This is a genomic window from Streptomyces sp. R818 (genome assembly GCF_056172735.1).
Window position 1 is genome coordinate 362,220 of record NZ_JAOCNE010000013.1, and the last position, 19,156, is coordinate 381,375.

Annotated in this window: 14 protein-coding genes; 2 read left to right on the forward strand and 12 right to left on the reverse strand. The window is 73.0% G+C overall.

Annotated features, from left to right (window positions below; all coding sequences use genetic code 11):
• Positions 1–49: 49 nt before the first annotated feature.
• The 8 genes from N5I75_RS31075 to fes form a co-directional block, all read right to left on the reverse strand.
• A complete protein-coding gene (locus tag N5I75_RS31075; protein WP_476682949.1) occupies positions 50–3,985 on the reverse strand; it encodes an amino acid adenylation domain-containing protein in 3,936 nt (1,311 codons plus the stop codon).
• On the reverse strand, positions 3,982–4,221 hold the full coding sequence (locus N5I75_RS31080; protein WP_476682951.1) for a phosphopantetheine-binding protein: 240 nt from the start codon (positions 4,219–4,221) through the stop codon (positions 3,982–3,984). The genes N5I75_RS31075 and N5I75_RS31080 overlap by 4 nt, the downstream gene beginning before the upstream one ends.
• Positions 4,218–4,859: an isochorismatase family protein gene (locus N5I75_RS31085; protein WP_476682953.1), complete on the reverse strand. Its 642-nt coding sequence runs from the start codon at positions 4,857–4,859 to the stop codon at positions 4,218–4,220. Before N5I75_RS31085 ends, N5I75_RS31080 begins: the two co-directional genes overlap by 4 nt.
• A gap of 13 nt (positions 4,860–4,872) precedes the next feature.
• The gene (locus N5I75_RS31090; RefSeq protein WP_476682955.1) at positions 4,873–6,699 is read right to left on the reverse strand and encodes a (2,3-dihydroxybenzoyl)adenylate synthase; all 1,827 of its coding nucleotides are present in this window, start codon (positions 6,697–6,699) and stop codon (positions 4,873–4,875) included.
• On the reverse strand, positions 6,696–7,904 hold the full coding sequence (locus N5I75_RS31095; RefSeq protein WP_476682957.1) for an isochorismate synthase: 1,209 nt from the start codon (positions 7,902–7,904) through the stop codon (positions 6,696–6,698). Before N5I75_RS31095 ends, N5I75_RS31090 begins: the two co-directional genes overlap by 4 nt.
• A 468-nt stretch (positions 7,905–8,372) precedes the next feature.
• Positions 8,373–9,194 carry a 2,3-dihydro-2,3-dihydroxybenzoate dehydrogenase gene (locus tag N5I75_RS31100; protein ID WP_476682959.1) on the reverse strand — a complete coding sequence of 274 codons (822 nt, stop codon included), beginning with the start codon at positions 9,192–9,194 and terminating at the stop codon, positions 8,373–8,375.
• A complete protein-coding gene (locus N5I75_RS31105; RefSeq protein ID WP_476682962.1) occupies positions 9,191–10,186 on the reverse strand; it encodes an ABC transporter substrate-binding protein in 996 nt (331 codons plus the stop codon). The genes N5I75_RS31100 and N5I75_RS31105 overlap by 4 nt, the downstream gene beginning before the upstream one ends.
• Before the next feature lie 94 nt (positions 10,187–10,280).
• On the reverse strand, positions 10,281–11,612 hold the full coding sequence (gene fes, locus N5I75_RS31110; protein WP_476682964.1) for an enterochelin esterase: 1,332 nt from the start codon (positions 11,610–11,612) through the stop codon (positions 10,281–10,283).
• A gap of 107 nt (positions 11,613–11,719) precedes the next feature.
• Here fes and N5I75_RS31115 point away from each other — a divergent pair, with 107 nt between their 5' ends.
• Together N5I75_RS31115 and N5I75_RS31120 are read left to right on the forward strand one after the other, a co-directional pair.
• Positions 11,720–12,769 carry a FecCD family ABC transporter permease gene (locus N5I75_RS31115; RefSeq protein ID WP_476682967.1) on the forward strand — a complete coding sequence of 350 codons (1,050 nt, stop codon included), beginning with the start codon at positions 11,720–11,722 and terminating at the stop codon, positions 12,767–12,769.
• Positions 12,766–13,827, forward strand: a complete 1,062-nt coding sequence (locus N5I75_RS31120; RefSeq protein WP_476682969.1) for a FecCD family ABC transporter permease — start codon at positions 12,766–12,768, stop codon at positions 13,825–13,827. Before N5I75_RS31115 ends, N5I75_RS31120 begins: the two co-directional genes overlap by 4 nt.
• Before the next feature lie 4 nt (positions 13,828–13,831).
• Here the strand turns inward: N5I75_RS31120 and N5I75_RS31125 are convergent, their stop codons facing one another.
• From N5I75_RS31125 to N5I75_RS31140, 4 genes are read right to left on the reverse strand one after another with little or no spacing between them, the layout of a single operon-like run.
• Positions 13,832–15,880, reverse strand: coding sequence for a beta-galactosidase (locus tag N5I75_RS31125; protein WP_476682971.1), 2,049 nt, complete (start codon positions 15,878–15,880; stop codon positions 13,832–13,834).
• 43 nt (positions 15,881–15,923) lie between these two features.
• On the reverse strand, positions 15,924–17,261 hold the full coding sequence (locus N5I75_RS31130; RefSeq protein ID WP_476682974.1) for an ABC transporter substrate-binding protein: 1,338 nt from the start codon (positions 17,259–17,261) through the stop codon (positions 15,924–15,926).
• Between the two features lie 51 nt (positions 17,262–17,312).
• Positions 17,313–18,236 carry a carbohydrate ABC transporter permease gene (locus tag N5I75_RS31135; RefSeq protein ID WP_476682977.1) on the reverse strand — a complete coding sequence of 308 codons (924 nt, stop codon included), beginning with the start codon at positions 18,234–18,236 and terminating at the stop codon, positions 17,313–17,315.
• 6 nt (positions 18,237–18,242) lie between these two features.
• Positions 18,243–19,133 carry a carbohydrate ABC transporter permease gene (locus N5I75_RS31140; RefSeq protein WP_476682980.1) on the reverse strand — a complete coding sequence of 297 codons (891 nt, stop codon included), beginning with the start codon at positions 19,131–19,133 and terminating at the stop codon, positions 18,243–18,245.
• Positions 19,134–19,156: the final 23 nt, after the last annotated feature.

Here is a 19,156-nt window from a genome sequence, read left to right on the forward strand (position 1 = left end):
TAGGCTCGGGCCGCCCTGATCAGGGCGTGTGGCCACGCCCTCCCGTCTCTCACGACAGCTCGTCCAGACGCGCCGACACCACCTTCGCGATCACCTCCGCGTGCTCGTCCCGCAACAGCTCCGGGTGCGTGCACGGCAGATCGTGGTTCACCACCTCCCCGCCCACGTGCGGGCGCCACGCCTCCCGGGTCAGCCAGGACTCCGGGCGTGGGGCCGCCGCGGTGAAGAACAGGACGTCGCCCTCGTAGCGGCGGTGGGTGTGGGCGCGCATCATGCGGGCGTGGTTCGGGACGATGTCGACGATGCGGGAGAGGGTCGCGTCGGTGAGGCCCGCCAAGGGGCTGCCCGCCTTGCGGAGGGTGGCGAGGACGTCGTCGCGGGTGCGTTCCGTGCCGCGTTCGAAGCCCGCCATGCGCAGGACCGCCGTCAGCGCGTCGCCCTCCTCGGGTGCCGGGCGCTCGCGCCACTGCTCGGCGGGGAAGGCGTCCAGGAGCGCGAGGAAGTCGACCTTTTCGCCCGCCTCCTGGAGCAGGACCGCGACCGTGTGCGCGAGGATGCCGCCGACGGACCAGCCGAGCAGCCGGTAGGGGCCGTGCGGGCGGACGGCGCGGATCCTGCTCACGTAGTCGGCCGCCTGGTCCCACAGGGTGGCGGGGAGCGGATCGTCCGTGGTCAGGCCGCGCGCCTGGACGCCGTGGACGGGCTGGTCCCGGTCGAGGCGTGCGGTCAGGCCCGCGTAGCACCAGGAGATGCCGCCCGCCGGGTGGATGGCGAAGAGCGGCGGGCGCCCGCCCTGCGTGCGCAGCGGCAGGAGGACGTCGAGCGCGTCGCCGGAGACGGGCGCCGACGAGCCGATACGGGTGGCGAGCGCGGCCGGGCTTGGGGCCTCGAAGAGGGAGCCGATGGTGAGTTCGGCGCCCAGTTCCTCGCGGACGCGGGCGACCAGGCGGACGGCGAGGAGCGAGGTGCCGCCGAGGTCGAAGAAGGCGTCGTCGACCCCGGCCTGTTCGACGCCGAGGACCTCGGCGAAGAGCGTCGTCAGGGTCGCCTCGCGGTGGTTCGCCGGGCGGCCGGAGGCGGCGGCGCCGCCGGTGAAGACCGGGGCGGGGAGCGCGGCGCGGTCCAGCTTGCCGTTGGGGCTCAGGGGGAAGGACGCGAGCGGCACGATCGCGGACGGGACCATGTGTTCGGGGAGTTCGCGGGCCAGGGCGGCGCGCATCGCCGCCGGGTCCGAGGCGTCGTCGCCGGTCACGTAGCCGACGAGGCGGTCGTCGCGGACCAGGGCGCAGGCGCCGTCGACCCCGTCGAGGGCCGCGAGCGCCGCCTCGATCTCGCCGAGTTCGATGCGCTGGCCGCGCAGTTTGACCTGGTGGTCGGTGCGGCCGAGGTACTCCACCTCGCCGCGTTCGGTCCAGCGTGCGAGGTCGCCGGTGCGGTACATCCGGCCATCGGCGCGGAAGGGGTCGGGGACGAAGCGCTCGGCGGTCAGTGCGTCGCGGTTCAGGTAGCCGTCCGCGAGCTGACGCCCCGCCAGGTAGAGCTCGCCCGTGACGCCCGGCGGGCACGGCCGGCCCGCCGGATCGAGGACGTACAGGCGGGTGTTCCAGACGGGGCGGCCGATGGGGACCGGGCCCTCGCCGTCCGGCTCGCACGCGTGGTAGGTCACGTCGACGGCGGCCTCGGTCGGCCCGTACAGGTTGTGCAGCTCGACGCCGGGCAGCGCGCGGGCGAACGCGCTCGCCGTCTCACGCGGCAGCGCCTCCCCGCTGCAGAAGACGCGGCGCAGCGCGTCCCCGCACCCCTCGGCCCCGGACCCGGCCGCCCTGGACCCGGACCCGGCCCCGGCCAGGAACACCTGGAGCATCGACGGCACGAAGTGGCAGGTGGTGACGGACTTCTCGCGGATCACGCGGGACAGATAGACCGGGTCCTTGTGGCCGCCGGGCTCCGCCACGACCAGCGTCGCGCCCTGCCGCAGCGGCCAGAAGAACTCCCACACGGACACGTCGAACGACGACGGCGTCTTCTGCAGCACCCGGTCGTCCGGCCCGATCGGATACGCGTCCTGCATCCACCGCAGCCGGTTGTCGATCGCCGAGTGCGGTACGACGACACCCTTGGGGCGGCCGGTCGAGCCCGAGGTGTAGATGACGTACGCGGGGTGCGCGGGCGTCAGCGCGCGCGCCGGTTCGACGGTGGCGTACGAGGAAAGGTCCAGGCCGTCGAGGACGACGAGCGGCGTTCCGGTGCCGTCGGCCGGGAGGCGGCCCGCGCGGTCCGTGACGGCGCAGACCGGCCGGGCGTCGTCGAGCATGTACGCGAGGCGCTGCTCCGGGTAGTCCGGGTCGAGCGGCAGGTAGGCGGCGCCCGCCTTCAGGACGGCGAGCAGGCCCACGATCAGCTCGACGGAGCGTGGCACGGAGACCGCGACGACCTCGCCGGGCCGTGCGCCGAGACTCTGGAGATGGCGGGCCAACTGGTTGGCGCGGGCGTCGAGTTCGGCGTACGTGAGGGTGGTGTCGCCGTGGACGAGTGCGGGCGCGTCCGGCGTGCGGGCGGCCTGCGCGCCGATCGGGCCGATGAGGGTCGTCGGGGGCAGGGCGCGTTCCGTGCGGTTGAACTCGTCCAGGACGAGGGAGAGTTCGGCCGGTGTCGCGATGGTGTGCGTGTCGAGCGGGGTGGTGTCCGGGTCCGCGTCCGCGTCGGTGAGGCCGCTGAGGAGGTGGACGAAGCGGGTCTGGTGCGCGGCGAGGTCGGCGTCCTCGTACAGGGCCGGGTTGCCGTCGTGGTCGATGCGCAGGCCGTGGCCGTCGGCGCGGTCGTAGATGTTGACGGTGAGGTCGTCGACAGGTCCTGCGGAGAGGTTGTGGGCGCGGGCCGGGGCCCCGGCGAAGTCGGTGGCGTAGTCGAACGGCATGACGTTCACGAGGGGGCCGACGAGGCCCCGGTTCTCGCCGAGGAGGCCGAGGTCGCGGCGGATGTCCTCGTAGCGGTAGCGCTGGTGGCGGCGCAACTCCCGGACACCGAGCACCACTTGGCGTACGAGCTGGGTGAAGGTGGCGTCCGGCGGGAGCGTGAGGCGCAGCGGCAGGACGTTCATGACCATGCCGGGGACGCGGAGGGCGACCGAGCCCATGCGGCCCATCATCGGGACACCGAGGACGACGTCGCGGCGGCCGGTCGCGCGCGCGGTGTAGAGGGCCTGGGCGGCTATGAGGACGTCGGGCCAGGTGGCGCGGGTGCGCGTGGCGAGGTCGCGGATCCGTTCCGTCGTCTCCGGGGGCAGGTGTGTCGTCCGGCGGCGGAACGTGTGGGACGCGAGGGCGCCCCGGCCCGCGAGGCGCGATGCCTCCGGGCGGTCCTCGAACGCGGCGCTCCAGTGCGCGCGGTCGGCCGCGAACGCGTCGGAGGCCCGGTACTCCGCGTCCAGCGCGAGCAGGTCGGCGAGGCCCGCGAAGGGACGGGGACCGGGGTCCGTGGAGCGTACGAGCGCCGAGTAGACCTCGGCGGTGCGGCGTACGAGGAGGGAGTGGCCGAAGCCGTCGATGACCAGGTGGTGGACGCGCTGGTACCAGAGCCAGCGCCGCTCCCCCACCCGGAACAGGGCGTGCGCGAAGAGGGGGCCGGTCGTCAGGTCGCAGGGCCGGGCGAGGTCCTCGCGCATCCAGGCGACGGCCTCGTCGGCGGACAGGTCCCGGCGCACGGTGAGGGGCAGGTCGACGGTGGCGCGGATCCGCTGGCGCGGCCCGTCCGGGGTCTCCTCGACGCGGACGCGCAGGGCCTCGGCCTCGCTGACGACGTGGCGGAGCGCGGCGGCGAACACCTCGGGGTCGAGTTCGCCGTCGATCTCCAGGTACTCGGCGGTGTTCTGCGCGGGGCTCAGCGGGTCGAGGGCCTGGGCGAACCACATGCCGGACTGGGCGGCGGTGAGCGGGAGGACGCAGTCGCGGCTCGTGCGTTCGTCATGGCTGGTCAGCACGGTCATGAGGGGGTCACCCCCAGCAGCGCGGCCCAGGCGTCGACGGCGGGCTTCTCGGCGAGGTCGACGAAGGACGCCTCGACGCCATGGTCGCGGCGCCAGCGTTCCAGGAGGGTCATGATGCGGACGGAGTCGAGGCCGTGGTCGACGAGGTTCTCGTCGACGGGGATGTCGGCGGGGTCCTCGCCGAGGCAGTCGGCGACATCGGTGCGGATCTGTTCGACGGTGAGGGTCGTGGTCATGCGGCCCGTACCTCCTCGATGAGCGCGTCGGTGGTGGTGACGACGGCACAGCGGCCCGCGGCCCAGCGCAGGGCCATGTCGTGGTCGTCGCGGGTGAAGTCGGCGACGGCGTCGGCGACGACGAACGCCTGAATGTCGCGCATCCACGCGTCGGCGGCGCTGATGAGGACGCCGATGTGGGCATAGACGCCGACGATCACCAGTTGGTCGCGCCCCGACCCGCGCATCGCCGACTCCAGTTCGGTGCGGACGAAGGCGCTGTACTTCCACTTGGTGAGAACCGTGTCCCCGTCCTCCGGGGCGACGGCCTCCGGCACGGCGAGCGCGGCCGGGTCGTCGGCGACGCCGGGCCCCCAGAAGTCGAGCTGCAGCCCGCGCTCCTCGGGGGTCTGGCCGCCGCGCTGGGCGGAGTAGAACACGGGGACGCCGAGCGCCCGGGTCTCCTTGAGCAGGCGGGCGGTGTTGTCGAGCATCCCGGTCAGTGGCTGCGCGTCCTGCGGGTACGTGGCGAGGAAGTGGTGCTGGAGATCGTGGACGAGGAGCACGGCACGCGCGGGGTCGACGGTCCAGGAGACCCGGTTGGCGGGCAGCTCGTCGGGGCGGGGCAGGGGGTAGGCGGCGATGGCGGGCAGAGCCATGGTGGGGGGCCTTTCAGTGGAGCGGGGCGGGTGGCTCGGCGAGGTGCTCGGCCGGCGGGCCGACTGGCGTCTCGGCCGGCTGCCCGACGGGCGTCTCGGTCGGCTGCCCGACGGGCGTCTCGGCCGGCAGGCCGGCGGGCCGCTTGAGGGACGGCCCGGCGGGCTGTTCGCGGGACGGCCCGGCGGAGGGCTCTGTCGGCTGTCCAGGTGGCTGCTCCGCTGCGGAGCGCTGCTGCTTCTTGCTGATCTTGCCGATGCCGGTCTGCGGGAAGGTGTCGACGAACTCGACGAGGTCGGGCACCTTGTACGCGGCCACGCCCCGCTCCCGTACGAACCGCTTCACGGCGACCGGCTTCAGCGGTGCGGCATCCGCGCGCAGGATGACGTAGGCGAGGGAGCGTTCGCCGAGGTACTCGTCGGGGACGGCGACGAGGGAGACGTCGTGGACGGCGGGGTGGGCGAGGATGATGTTCTCGATCTCCTCCGGGGCGATCTTCTCGCCGCCCCGGTTGATCTGGTCCTTGGCCCGGCCCTCGACGACGAGGTGGCCGCTCGGGGTGCGGCGCACGATGTCGCCGGTGCGGTAGAAACCGTCGGCGGTGAAGGAGCGCGCGTTGTGCTCGGGCGCTCGCCAGTAGCCGCGGATGGTGTACGGGCCCCGGGTCAGCAGGTGCCCGAACGCGCCCTCGGGGACGTCCTCGTCGGCGTCGTCGACGATGCGGATCTCGTCGTCCGCCGAGATGGGCAGGCCCTGGGTGGTGACGACCGTCTCCGTGTCGTCGTCGAGGCGGGTGTAGTTGACCAGGCCCTCCGCCATGCCGAAGACCTGCATGAGCCCGCAGCCGAGCGCGGGCTGGAGGCGGCGGGCCGCGGCCTCGCTGTACTTGGCGCCGCCGACCAGGATGAGTCGCAGGGAGGAGAGGTCGTAGCGGGTCCCCGGTCCGGACTGCGTCCAGACGAGGGCGAGCGGCGGGACAAGGCCCGTCATCGTGACGCGCTCCGCCGCGACGACCGGGAACGCCGTCCCGGGATCGGTGCCCGGGGACATGACGACCGTGCCGCCCGCGTAGAGCACGCCGAGCCAACCGGGGCTGCTCATCGGGAAGTTGTGCGCGGCGGGCAGGACGACGAGGAAGCGGGTGTCGGCGTCGACGCCGCAGATCTCGTTCGAGCCCCAGAGGGAGTAGAGGTAGTCGTCGTGGGTGCGCGGGATCAGTTTGGGGCGGCCGGTGGTGCCGCCGGAGAGCTGGAGGAAGGCGAGTTCGTGGGGCTCGGGTCCGTCGAACTCCACGGGGTCGGCGTCGACGTCGGCCAGCGCCGTGTGCTCGCCCGGGTCGCCGACGACGAAGACGTGGCGCAGGCTCGGGGTCTCCTTCTGGACCCGCGCGGCGAGGTCGCGGTGGTCGAAGCCCGCGTGCCGGTCGGGGATCACGTAGGCGACGGCCTCCGCGAAGGAGCAGAAGTAGGCGATCTCCGTCTCGCGGTGCGCGGGCAGCGCGTACACGGGCAGCGCGCCGATGCGGAACAGGGCGAAGACGACCTCGATGAACTCGCCGATGTTCGGGAGCTGCACGACGACGCGGTCGCCCTTGCGGATGCCGCGTTCGATGAACCCGGCGGCCAACCGGTCGGCGCGTTCGTCGAGTTGGCGGTAGGTCCAGGTGCGGCGGATCGGCGCCGGGTCGACGAGGGCGATGCGGTCGGGGTGGGCCTCGGCGCGCTCGCGCAGCACGCCGCCGAAGGTCTCGCCGCGCCAGTACCCGGCGGCACGGTAGCGCTCCGCGAACTCGGCGGGCCAGGTCGGCGCGTCCACGCCGGGCGTGAGGGCGTCGGCGGTCACAGGGCGGCTCCCACGGCGTTCAGGAACGTACGGAACTTCGCTCCCGTCTCGGCGGTCTCCGCCTCCGGGGAGGATGCGGCGACGACACCGGCCCCGGCGAACAGGCGGAGCAGCCCGCCCTCGGCGCGGGTCTCGGCCTCGGCGCAGCGGATGGTGACGACCCACTCGCCGTCGCCGTCCGCGTTCTGCCAGCCGACCATGCCGGTGTAGGCGCCCCGGTCGAACGGTTCGGACTCGGCGATGACCTGTCGGGCCAGGTCGGTGGGGGTGCCGCAGACGGCGGGGGTCGGGTGGAGCGCGGAGGCGAGGTCGAGCGCGGTGGTGCGGTCCGGGTCGGCGATCTCACCGGTGACCGTGGTCGACAGGTGCCACATCGCCGCCGTGCGTACGAGGGTGGGGCGGTCGGGGACGTCGAGGCGGGTGCAGAACGGGGCGAGGGCGGCGCGGACGGCGGCCACGACGACGGCGTGCTCGTGCAGGTCCTTCGGGGATTCGAGGAGGGCGGCGGCGCGGCGGACGTCCTCGGCGAGGTCGGCGCTGCGGGGCGCCGAGCCGGCGAGGGGGTTGGCGGTCAGCCGGGCGCCGTCGCGGGCGACGAGCAGCTCCGGGCTGGCGCCGATCAGCGTGCGGCCCGGGCCGCTGGGCACGGCGAACGTGTATCCGGCCGGGTCGCGGCGGGCCAGGCGGCGCAGCATCGCGGGCAGGTCGGGGCCGTGCGGGCCGGTCAGTTCCAGGGTCCGGGCGAGGACGACCTTGTCGAACTCCCCCGCCTTCATCCGGGCGACTGCCGCGGCGACGGCGGCCCCGTACTCCCCGGCGGCGGGCACCTCGCGCACCTGCCACGCCCCCGCGCCCTCGCCCTCCGGCACGGGCAGCGCGATCAGCGGGTCCTCGCGCAGGGGCGGTGCCCAGCGGACCCTCTCCGGGACGGCCAGCGCGGGTGTCGCGGCCGGGTCGAAGGGGAGGGCGCCTATGACCACGGCGGTCTGGCCCTCGCGGCGACGGGCGTCGAGGAGGTGCCGCACGCGGTGGCTCAACGGGGCGTTGCCGGGCGGCAGTTCGGCGGCGGTGCCGTGGCCGAGCAGTGTGCGGTGCGGGGTGGCCAGGAAACGGTCCGCGCCGGGGCGGTAGCCGTCGAGGAGTCCGGTCGCCGCGCCGGTCACCTCCGGTGGGGTGGTGACGGGTTCACGCACGGACGTGGTCATCGTGGCCTCCTGGAGTGGGGGTGGGGGTGGGAGTGGGAGTGGGGGTTGGTCGGGCGGGTTCGCCGGGGCGACGGATCTGGCGGGGCCGGTTCGGTGGCGGTGGGGTGGGCGCGTTGGCGCCGTGGGCGGTGCGGTGAGAGGCGACCGCGGTGTCGCCGTGGGCGGTGCGGTGGTGTGGCGACCGCGGCTCTCGTCGTGGCTGGTCGCGCAGTTCCCCGCGCCCCTGGGGCATGCGGCTTCGCCGCTGCCCCAGCGGGCGCGCCGCACGCGCCCCTCTGAGATGGCGCACGCAGTGCGCATCTCGGGGGCGCGGGGAACTGCGCGAGCAACCACGACGAGAGCCGCACCTACCCGGAGGGACAGCGGCGCAGCCGCGTCCTGAGGGGCGCGGGGAACTGCGCGACCAGCCACGACGAGAGCCGCGGACGCCGAACCGAGCGCACTCGGCGGACGAGGAGGCGAACCCCGCTACCCGCGGAGCGTCGCGCCGCCGTCGACGTACAGGTCGTGCATCGTGATGTGCCGAGCCCGATCGGACGCGAGGAACGCGACCGCCTCCGCGACATCGGACGGGTCCGCGAAACGCCCGAGGGGAATCCCGGTGCGATGGGCGCCGAGGTCCCCGGCGATGACGGAGTCCCGGGCGGCCTCGACGTCGGCCCCCGCCGCCTCCCACATGCCACGCTGCATGTCGGTGAGCGTCGACCCGGGACAGACGGTGTTGCAGCGCACGCCCCGCGCGGCGACCTCGAGCCCGAGGCATTTCACGAACATCGCGGTGGCCGCCTTCGACGCCGCGTACGCGGACATCCCCGCGCGCGGGATACCCGCCGCGTTGGAGGCGACGGTCACGAGAGAGCCCGCACCCCGCGCCGTCATCCGCCGGGCGACGGAACGGCAGACGTGGAAGACCCCGTTCGTGTTGACGGCGAAGGTGGCGGCCCAGTCCTCGTCCGTGAGGTCGACCGCGGGGGCGCCGCGCAGGATCCCGGCGACGTTGACGGCGATGTCGAGAGGGCCGAGCGCATCCTCCGCGTCGGCGACGAGCGCCTCGACCGCGGCCGCGTCGGTGACGTCGAGCGTCCGGGCGATGACCTCTCCGCCCGCGTACTGCGCCGCCACCTTCCCGACGGCCTCCGCGTCGAGATCGGTGGCGAGGACGCGGGCCCCACGCCCGACGAGCGCGGCGACCACCGCCTCGCCGATCCCCCGGCCCGCCCCGGTGACGAGGGCGAGCCGGCCGCCCAGTTCCCCGGCGGCCTGCCGTGCGCGTTCCTGACCGGCGCTCACTTGGCCAGCGCCCCCTTGAGGTCGTCGAGCACGACCTGCGCGGAGAGCGGGCCGCCCGCGCTGTTCCACGCCGAGCCCTCGACGACCACGACGTGCTTGCTCTTCTCGGCGTTCAGCTTGCCGAAGTTGGTGACCTTCCGCGCCTCGCCGTACGCCTTCTCGCCGTCGGCCTTGTCACCGAGCGTGCCGAAGAACAGCCAGTCGCCGTCGATGGTGGACAGCTTCTCCAGGGAGACGGGCTCGCTGTGGCCGGTGCTCGCGCCCTGCTGGTCCTTGGGCCGGGTGGCGCCGAGCGCCTGGAGCGTGGAGGCGACGACGCCGTCGCCCTTGCCGACGACGGAGGGCGCGCCGTCCTGCCAGCGGACGACGGAGACGGACGTGCCCGCGTTGCCGCCGAGCTGCTTCTTGACGTCGGCGACCTGTGTGTCGAAGTCCGTCAGCCACTTCTCGGCGTCGGCCTTCTTGTTGAGGGCGTCGGCGGTGTCGGTGAAGGACTTCTTCCAGTCCTCGTTGAGCTTGGCGGTGACGACGGTCGGCGCGATCTCCTGGAGCTTGTCGACGGTCTTCTTCGCGCCGGTCGTCTCGTCGAGGAGGATGAGGTCGGGCTGGAGCGCGGCGAGCTTCTCCATGTCGGCCTCGGCGACGGTGGCGACGACCTGCGCCTTGGCCGCCTTGTCGGCGAGGTAGGTGGAGACGCCCTGCTGGCCGCGGCCCGCCGTCACGCCGACCGGCTCCACGCCGAGGGCGAGCGCCGCGTCGGTGGTGGGCTCGCTGAGCGTGACGACCTTCTGCGGGGAGCCCGGCACCTTCACCTTGCGGCCCTGGGCGTCGGTGATCTGGCGCGTGGTGGCCGCCGCGGGCTTCCCCTCGCCGCTGCCGCCGGCGCTGTCGTCACCCTCGTCGCTGCCGCCGCAGGCGCTGAGGAGCAGGGCTCCCGTGACGGCGGCGCAGGACACCAGGACCGTGCGGCGGAAGGTTCGGTTGGAGGACATGTGCGTGATGCTCCTAAGGGCGAAGAAGGGGAAGTGCTTCTGTGGGGAGAGAGAAGGGGAGAGAGGGAGAAAGAGAGGGAGAGAAGTAGGGGCCTCAGGCCGGTCCGGGGCCGAGGAGCCGGATCAGCGTGTCCGCGAGCGCGACGTGCCAGCAGGCGTAGTCGTGACCGCCGTTGAACTCGCGCCGGGTGACCCGGTAGCGGGCCGAGTGCAAGGTGTCGTAGAGCGCCCGGCAGTGGTCGACCATGGCGCCCTCGTGCAGGCCGACGTCGAGGTGCACGGTGACGGGGCGCGGCGCGGAGTCCGCGTACCGGGCGACGAGCCAGGGCACCCCGAAGACGTGTTTGTACGGCCGGTCCGACGGGAGCCCGGGCCGCCACCACAGGGACGGCGACTGGGCGATGACGTGTCCGAACCGGTCCGGCCGCTGGTGGCCCGCGTGCAGTGCGGCCATGCCACCGAGGCTCTGACCGGCGACGATCGTGCGCGCCGGGTCGTCGCTGACGGGCCAGCGGCCGGCCGCCCAGGGCAGGAGTTCGTCGGCGAGGAACGTGACGAAGGGGTCGCGGGCGCCGAGTTCGCGGGCCCGGGTGGCGCGGTCGACGGCGTCGGGCGCGAGCACGGCCAGCGGCGCCAGCCTCCCCGCTGCGATCAGCGCGTCGAGCGTGTGCTGCAGCCGCACGCGGCCGAACCACATGTCGCCGTCGCAGAGCACGAGGACGGGCAGCGGGCCGTCGTCCGCGCGGCGGCCCGGCGGCAGGTAGGTCCAGACGTCGCGCGGGCCGCCCAGCGCGGCGGCCGGCGTGCGGTGCCGTTCCACGCGCCCGGCCGGTCTCTCACCCGGCGCTCCCGCCCACGGCTCGGCCGGTGCGTCCGGCAGGGCGAAGACGGACGACTCGGCCGCCGACCAACGGGTCGCCTGCGTACGGGCGTTGAGCGGATCGCGCGAGGCGTGCACGGCGAGCGAGCGCAGCCGCGCCTGGAGGATGTCCGGGTCGGTGGGCGGCTCGGCGGCGGAGATGTCGGCGGCGAGGCGGTAGGAGCCGCGGTGGTCGGCGCGCAGCCGCAGCCCGAGGTGCCAGATGTCGGTGCCGGGGGCGCGGGCGAGGAGGGAGCCCGCCAGGTGGTCGCGGTCGACGAGCCGGTTGGCCATGAGCAGCACCTGCCGGGTGGTGCGGTGGCCGCGCCACAGAAAGGTGACGGCCCGGTGGTCGGGCGCGCCGTCGATCTCCTCGACGAGCGGGGTGCCGAGCGCCGTCGCGTCGCGCCAGAACTCCTCGGCGAGGCGCAGCCGTCGGGCGTCGTCGCCGGTCGCGGCCAACCGCTCCAGGAGGTGCGCGACGCGCGGGCCGGTGACGCGCTCCGGCCGGTGGTCCGGCAGGGCGGCGGTGGGCCGGGCGGCGGGGGCCGCGGTCTGGACGCGCATGTCTCCTCTTCCTCCGAGCGGATCCGCCCGGTTCCTCACAGCTCCGGACAGCGGGTTCGTCAACGTAATTGTCAGCAGACGAGGTTAGGTTAGCCTAAGCTAACCACATGCTCACTGGAACCCGTCCCCACCGGGGAGAAGCACCGCGACTATCGGCCACCCGCCGCGGCCGCCCGCCGCGCGCCGCGGGCCTCGTCCTCGGCGTGCTCCTGCTCTGCGCGGCGTCGGTGCTGTCCCTCGCCGTGGGCACGGAGCACATCCCGCTCGGTGACGTGTGGTCCGGCCTGTTCTCGCCCTCGGGCTCGGCGTACGACGGCATCGTGCGCGAGCTGCGGCTGCCGCGGACGCTCATCGGGATCGCCGTCGGCGCGGCGCTCGGCCTGGCGGGCGGTGTCATGCAGGTCCTCACGCGCAACCCGCTGGCCGATCCGGGGCTGCTCGGCGTCAACGCGGGGGCGTCGGCCGCCGTCGTGACCGCGATCAGCGTGCTCGGCATCACGTCGTTCACCGGGTACCTGTGGTTCGCACTGCTCGGCGCGGCCGTCGCCGCCGTCGCCGTGAACGCGCTCGGCGGCACCCGCGCCGCCACCCCCGTCCGGCTCGCCCTGGCCGGGACCGCCGTCAACGCCGCGCTCTTCGGCTACGTCAACGGGCTCCAGCTCTGGGACCTCAACACCCTCGACTCGATGCGCCACTGGTCGGTCGGCACGCTGGAGAAACGCGACCCGGACCTTCTTCTCGAAGCGCTGCCCCTGCTGGTCGCGGGCGCGCTCCTGGCCTTCGCCCTGGCCCGGCCCCTCGGCGCCCTCTCCCTCGGCGAGGATCACGCCCGCGCGCTCGGCACCTCCGTGCGGCGCACCCGTACGCTCGCCGTCGTCGCCGTCACGCTGCTGTGCGGCAGCGCCACCGCCGTCTGCGGGCCGATCGGCTTCATCGGCCTGATGATCCCGCACGCGGTCCGCGCGTTCACCGGCCCCGATCCGCGCCGGCTGCTCCCCTACTGCGCCCTGTTCGCCCCGGCCCTGCTGCTCGTCGCCGACGTGATCGGGCGGGTCGTCGCGGCGCCCTCGGAGATCCAGGCGGACATCGTCACCTCGTTCCTCGGCGGCCTGCTCTTCATCCATCTCGTACGCCGGCGGAAGGTGGCCCAGCTGTGACGACGCCGGTGAGGAACGAGCCCCGGGCGTCGGGGGCGAAGGTGCGCGCGGGCCGCTGGTCCGTCCGCTTCGCCCCCCGTACGGTCCTGGTCTGCGGGGCGCTGATCCTGGTCACCGCGTGTCTGGTGGTGCTCTCCGTCGGCACCGGCACCTATGAGCTGTCGCCCGCCGAGGTGGTGCGGACGTTCGCCGGGGACGGGCCGCCCGGCGCCGAGTTCATCGTGCTGGACCTGCGCCTGCCGCGTGCGCTCACCGCCGTGCTCGTCGGGTTCGGTACGGGGATGGCGGGCGCCGTGTTCCAGTCGCTGACCCGCAACCCGCTGGGCAGCCCGGACATCATCGGGTTCGGCAACGGCGCGTCGGCGGGGGCGCTCGTCGCGATCATCTTCCTGAACGCGGGTGCGCCGCAGACCGCGTTCGGCGCGGTGCTCGGCGGTTTCACGACAGCGGCGGCGGTCTATGTGCTCGCCTGGCGCCGGGGGGTGCACGGTTACCGGCTCGTCCTGGTCGGCATCGGCATGTCCGCGGTGCTCGGCGCGGCGACCAGCTTCCTCTACGTCCGCGCCGACATCGGCAAGGCGGCGCAGGCGGCGAGCTGGATGATCGGCTCCCTCAACGACCGCGGCTGGAGCGAGGTCCGCACGGCCGGTCTCGGCCTGCTGATCTGCGTCCCCGTGGTCCTGGCCCACGCCCGCCGTCTGACGCTGCTGGAGATGGGCGACGACACGGCGGGCGCGCTCGGCGTGGCGCCCGAACGCAGCCGCCTGATCCTGTTGTGCGCGGGCACGGGCCTGACCGCGATGGCGGTGGCGGCGGCGGGCCCGATCCCGTTCCTCGCGATGGCCGCACCGCAACTGGCCCGCCGCGTCACCCGCGCGGCCGGGCCCCACGTGCTCCCCGCGGCCTGGATGGGTTCCCTCCTCGTCACGGCGGCGGACCTGCTGACGCAGCGCGTGACCGGTTCCGCGCTGATGCCGGTCGGCGTGGTCACCGGGGTGGGCGGCGGCCTGTTCCTGGCATGGCTCCTGTGGCGGGAGCGCCGGGCCCACCATCTCTGAGACCTCAGGGTGCGGGCTGCCGCAGGACCGCCACCCCGCGCGCGGGCAGGACAAGGACCCCCTCCGTCAGGGCCGGCCCGACAAGCACCTCACCGCTCCGGTCGGGCAGCGGCACCGGCTCGTCCCCCCGGTTGACCAGGAACACGTACCGGTACTGCCCATCCCGGCGTACCGCCGTCTCCACCACCCCCCGGACCGCTACCGGGAGTTCGGACTCCACGCCCGCCGGAGCGAGCAGGCCGGGCAGCAGCGCGGCCAGGCCGTCCGCGCCCAGGCGCGTCGAGACGTACGCGGCCGAGCCCCGGCCCGTGCCGCGACGGGTCACCGCCGGCCGCGAGGCGTACGCCCCCGTGCTGTACCGGGCCAGGACCTCGACGTCCGGCCCCGTCACATCGACGCGGTCGCTCCACACGGACCCCGCCGTCCCGTTGTCGAGGCGGACCGTGTCGCCGTCGAGGAGCGGCCCGAACTCCTCGACGCGGATGCCGAGGAGTTCGCGCAGCGCGCCCGGGTGGCCGCCGAGCCAGATGTGGTCGTTCTCGTCGACGATGCCCGAGAAGTACGTGGTCACGAGGTGGCCGCCGGACTCGACGTACCGGGTCAGCTCCTTGCCGAGCTGCTGCGGCACCACGTGCAGGACCGGCGCGATCACGACGTCGTAGCGGGAGAGATCCGTACCGTGGGCGGGCACGACGTCGGCGCGGACGCCGAGCCGCAGCAGCGCGGAGTACCAGTCGAGGGCCTCGCCGTGGTAGTCGAGGCGCGAGGTGGGGTGGGAGTCGTGCTCGGCGGCCCACCAGGAGTCCCAGTCGAAGAGGAGGGCGACCCGCGCGGGTTCGCGCACGGACCCGGCGAGCGGCGCCAGGGCCTCAAGGGTGCGGCCCAGCTCCACGACCGTACGGAAGACCTCGCTGTCCTCCCCCGCGTGCGGCACCATCGCCGAGTGGTACTTCTCGGCGCCCGCCGCCGACTGCCGCCACTGGAAGAAGCAGACGGCGTCGGCGCCGTGCGCGACGTGCAGCAGTGAGTCCCGGGCCAGCTCGCCCGGCCGCTTGGCCAGGTTCACCGGCTGCCAGTTGACCGCGCTGGTGGAGTGCTCCATGAGGAACCACGGCCGGTGACCCGCGATGCCGCTGGTGAGGTTGGCGGCGAAGGACAGCTCGTCGCGGTCCTGCGGCCCGGGCACCACGTAGTGGTCATTGGCGACGAAGTCCACCTCGGCGGCCCAGTCGGCGTAGTCCATGCCCTTGGTGCCGCCCATCACCATGAAGTTGGTGGTGACGGGCGTGTCCGGGGTCAGCTCGCGCAGCACCGCGCGCTCGGCGAGCAGATGGTCCTTCAGCGCGTCGGAGGAGAACCGCTTGAAGTCGAGCTGCTGCGTCGGATTGGGGTGCGAGGCGGCGAGCCGGGGCGGCAGGAGCTGGTCCCAGTCGCTGTAGCGCTGCGACCAGAAGGCCGTGCCCCAGGCGTGGTTGAGGGCGTCGAGGGTGGTGTAGCGGCGGCGCAGCCAGGCGCGGAAGGCGCGGGCGGCGTCGTCGGAGTAGTCGTGGACGTTGTGGCAGCCCAGCTCGTTGTTGACGTGCCAGGCGACGAGCGCGGGATGGTCCGCGTACCGGGTCGCGATCTCCCGGACCAGGCGCAGCGCGTGCTCGCGGAAGACGGGCGAGGTGGGCCGCCAGTGCTGGCGCGCGCCGGGCCAGAGCGTCTCGCCGGTCGCGGTCACCGGCAGGATCTCAGGGTGCGCGGTGGTGAGCCAGGGCGGCGGGGACGCCGTCGCGGTGGCGAGGTCGACGCCGATGCCGCCCGCGTGCAGCAGGTCCATGATCTCGTCGAGCCAGGCGAAGTCCCAGGTGTCGGCGGTGGGCTGGAGCCGCGCCCAGGAGAAGATCGCCAGGGAGACGACGGTGACCCCGGCCTCGCGCATCAGCCGGATGTCGTCCGCCCACACCTCCCGCGGCCACTGCTCGGGGTTGTAGTCGGCGCCGTAGCCGATCCGGCGGGCGCCGTCGGACCCCTTCGCGTAGGGGAAACGAGAGGTGTGAGGGGCGGTCATCAAGATCCTTCCGAGACAGCAGCTGGGGGCAGGGCGCGCGGGGCTACTTCTCGACGGTGAAGCCCTGCTCGTTCCCGTACTTCACCGACGCGTCCTGCCACGCCTTCAGCCCGGCGGTGAGCTTCGTGCCGGAGATGTAGGCCTTGCCGACGGTGTCGTTGAAGATCGAGTTGGCGTACACCTGGTACGGGAGGTACGTCCAGTCGGCGGGCACGTTCTTCGCGGACTCGGCGAAGATCTTGTTGGCCTTCTGGCCGCCGAAGTACGGGAACGCGGTGTCCTGGAAGGCCGGGGAGTCCAGGTCCTTGGTCGTCGCCGGGAACGCGCCGTTCTTTATGCGGGTCTGCACGCCCGCACCGGAGTTGGCGTACTCGACGAAGGCGTAGGCCAGCTCCTTGTTCTTGCCGAGCTCGGGCAGGGTCAGGGAGCTGCCGCCGTTCTCGGCGGAGGCGGTGGCGCCCTTCTCCCACTGCGGCAGCGGGGCCACGCGCCAGTCACCGGCGCCGTTCTTCACGCCGGACACGAAGTTGGCGGGCATCCACGCGCCGATGGGCAGGGTGGCGATGGAGCCGTCGGCGAGGCCCTTGTACCAGTCGTCGGTCCAGCCGGTGACGGGCGCGACGAGCTTCTCGTCGACGAGCTTCTGCCAGGTGTCGGTGTACTTCTTCGCGCCCGCGTCCGTGAAGTCGATGCCGACCTCGGTGCCGTCGACCTTGTACGGGTGCGCACCGGCCTGCCACAGCAGGCTGGTGGTGAGCCCGGCGTCGCCGACGTCGTTGGTGATGTACGCCTTCGGGTCGGCCTTGTGCAGCTTGCGGGCCGCCTCGACGTACTCGTCCCAGGTCGTCGGGACGGCGATCTTGTGCTGGTCGAAGACCTTCTTGTTGTAGAACAGCGCCATCGGCCCGGAGTCCATCGGCAGCCCGTAGACGCCGTCGCCGGACTTCACCGCGTTCCAGGGGCCGGGCGAGTAGGAGTCGGCCAGCTTGTCCGCGCCGTACGGGGTGAGGTCGGTGACCGACTTCGTCAGGGCGTACTGGCTGAGCGCGTAGTACTCGATCTGCGCGACGTCCGGGACGCCCTTCTTCGCCGACATGACGTTCTGCAGCGCCTTGTACTGGTCGTTGCCGGTGCCCGCGTTGACCAGCTTGACGTCGACCTTCGTGTACTTCTTCTCGAAGTCGGCGGCGACCTGCTTGAGCGTGGGCTCCCACGCCCACACGGTGAGGGTGCCGCCCTTCTTCAGCGCGGCCTGGATGGTGTCCGAACCGACCGGCTCCCGCGCGGAGTCGTCGTCGGAGCCGCCGCACGCGGTGGCGCCGAGGGCGAGGACGGCGAGCAGGCTGATGCCGCGCAGCAGGCGGCGGGGGTGCTTGGACATGCGGGGGCTTCCACTTCGTCGTGGTCTCTACGGGGATGAGCGGGGCGGTGCCTACTCCTTGACGCTTCCGGCGGCGAGCCCGGACTGCCAGTACTTCTGGAGCAGCAGGAAGGCGGCGATCAGCGGCACGATGGTGAGCAGGGAGCCGGTGACGACCAGATGGAAGACGGCTTCGCCGCCGGCCGTCTGGCCCTGCTTGTTCCAGGCGTCGAGGCCGAGGGTGAGCGGGTACCAGTCGGGGTCCTTCAGCATGATCAGCGGCAGGAAGTAGTTGTTCCAGGTCGTGACCGTGGTGAAGAGCAGGACGGTGACGGTGCCGGGCGCGAGCAGCGGCAGGGCGACCGTGAAGAAGGTGCGCAGTTCGCTCGCGCCGTCGATCCGGGCGGCCTCCATCAGCTCGGCGGGGATCGCCTCGGTGGCGAAGACCCACATCAGGTACAGCCCGAACGGGGAGATCAGCGACGGGATGATGACCGCCCAGGGAGTGTCGGTCAGCCCGATCTTGCTGAACATGAGGAACGTCGGGACGGCGAGCGCCGTCGTCGGCACCGCGACCGCGCCGATGACGACCGCGAACACCGCCCGCTTGCCCGGAAAGGTGAACTTGGCCAGCGCGTACCCGCCGAGGACGGCCAGGAAGGTGGCGCCGCCCGCGCCCATCACCACGTACAGCAGGGTGTTGAGGAGCCAGCGGCCGAAGACGCCGTCCTGGTAGGTGAAGGTGGTGCGGATGTTGTCCCAGAGGGCGAAGTCGCCGTCGAACCACAGGCCGAAGGAGGAGGCGAGCCCTTCCTGGGTCTTGGTGGCGCTGATGAGCAGCCACAGCAGCGGCAGCAGGCTGTAGAGGAGCACGATCGCGGTGAGCGCGGTCAGCAGGACGCTGCGCCGGGGGCGCCCCGGGCGGTGGCGGCGCGGGGTGCGCAGGCGCGGGGCGGCGGCCCCCGGCCGGTCGGCCGCGTCGAGGAGGGTGGTCATCGCGTCTCACGCTCCCTTGCGCATGCCGCGCAGCTGGACGACGTAGGCGACGGCCATGGTGAGGACGCCCATGACGATGGCGACCGTCGCGGAGTAGTTGTGCTGCTGGCCCGAGAAGGACAGCGAGTACGTGTAGTAGTTCGGCGTGTAGTCGGTGGTGATGGCGTTCGGGGCGAGCTTCTGGAGGATCGCGGGCTCGTTGAAGAGCTGGAAGCTGCCGATGACCGAGAAGATCGTGGCGATGACGAGGGCGCCGCGGATCGCCGGGAGTTTGATCGCCGAGATCACCCGCCACTGGCCCGCGCCGTCGATCTCGGCCGCCTCGTAGAGCGAGTGCGGGATGACGCGCAGCGCCGAGTAGAAGATCAGCATGTTGTAGCCGACGAACTCCCACGTGACGATGTTGCCGATGGAGGCGAGGAGCAGGTCGGAGGAGAGCGGGTCGGGCAGCTTCACGCCGAGCGCGTCGTTCAGGTCGCCGACCAGGCCGAAGCGGGTGCCGTACAGGAAGCTCCACATGAGCGTGGCGACGACGGCGGGGACCGCGTAGGGCAGGAAGACGGAAATGCGGAAGAAGTCCTTGCCGTAGAGGCGTCCGCTGTCGATCGCGAGGGCCACGAGGAGCGCGACGCCCAGCATGACCGGCACCTGGACCAGGAGGAACAGGCCGACGCGGGTGACCCCCTCCCAGAACTGGCTGTCCTGCAGGGCCTGTTGGTAGTTGTCCAGGCCGACGAAAGTGGTCCCGCCGATGAGCTGCGTGCGGAAGAGGCTCAGGTAGACCGAGTACGCCAGCGGCGCCAGGAAGACCAGCGCGAAGACGAGCACGAAGGGGCCGATGAAGCCCCAGCCCGTCCAGGAGCGGCGCGTGCGCCGCACCGGTTGAAGCGTCGTCATGTCGTGCGTACCTCGCTCCTGCG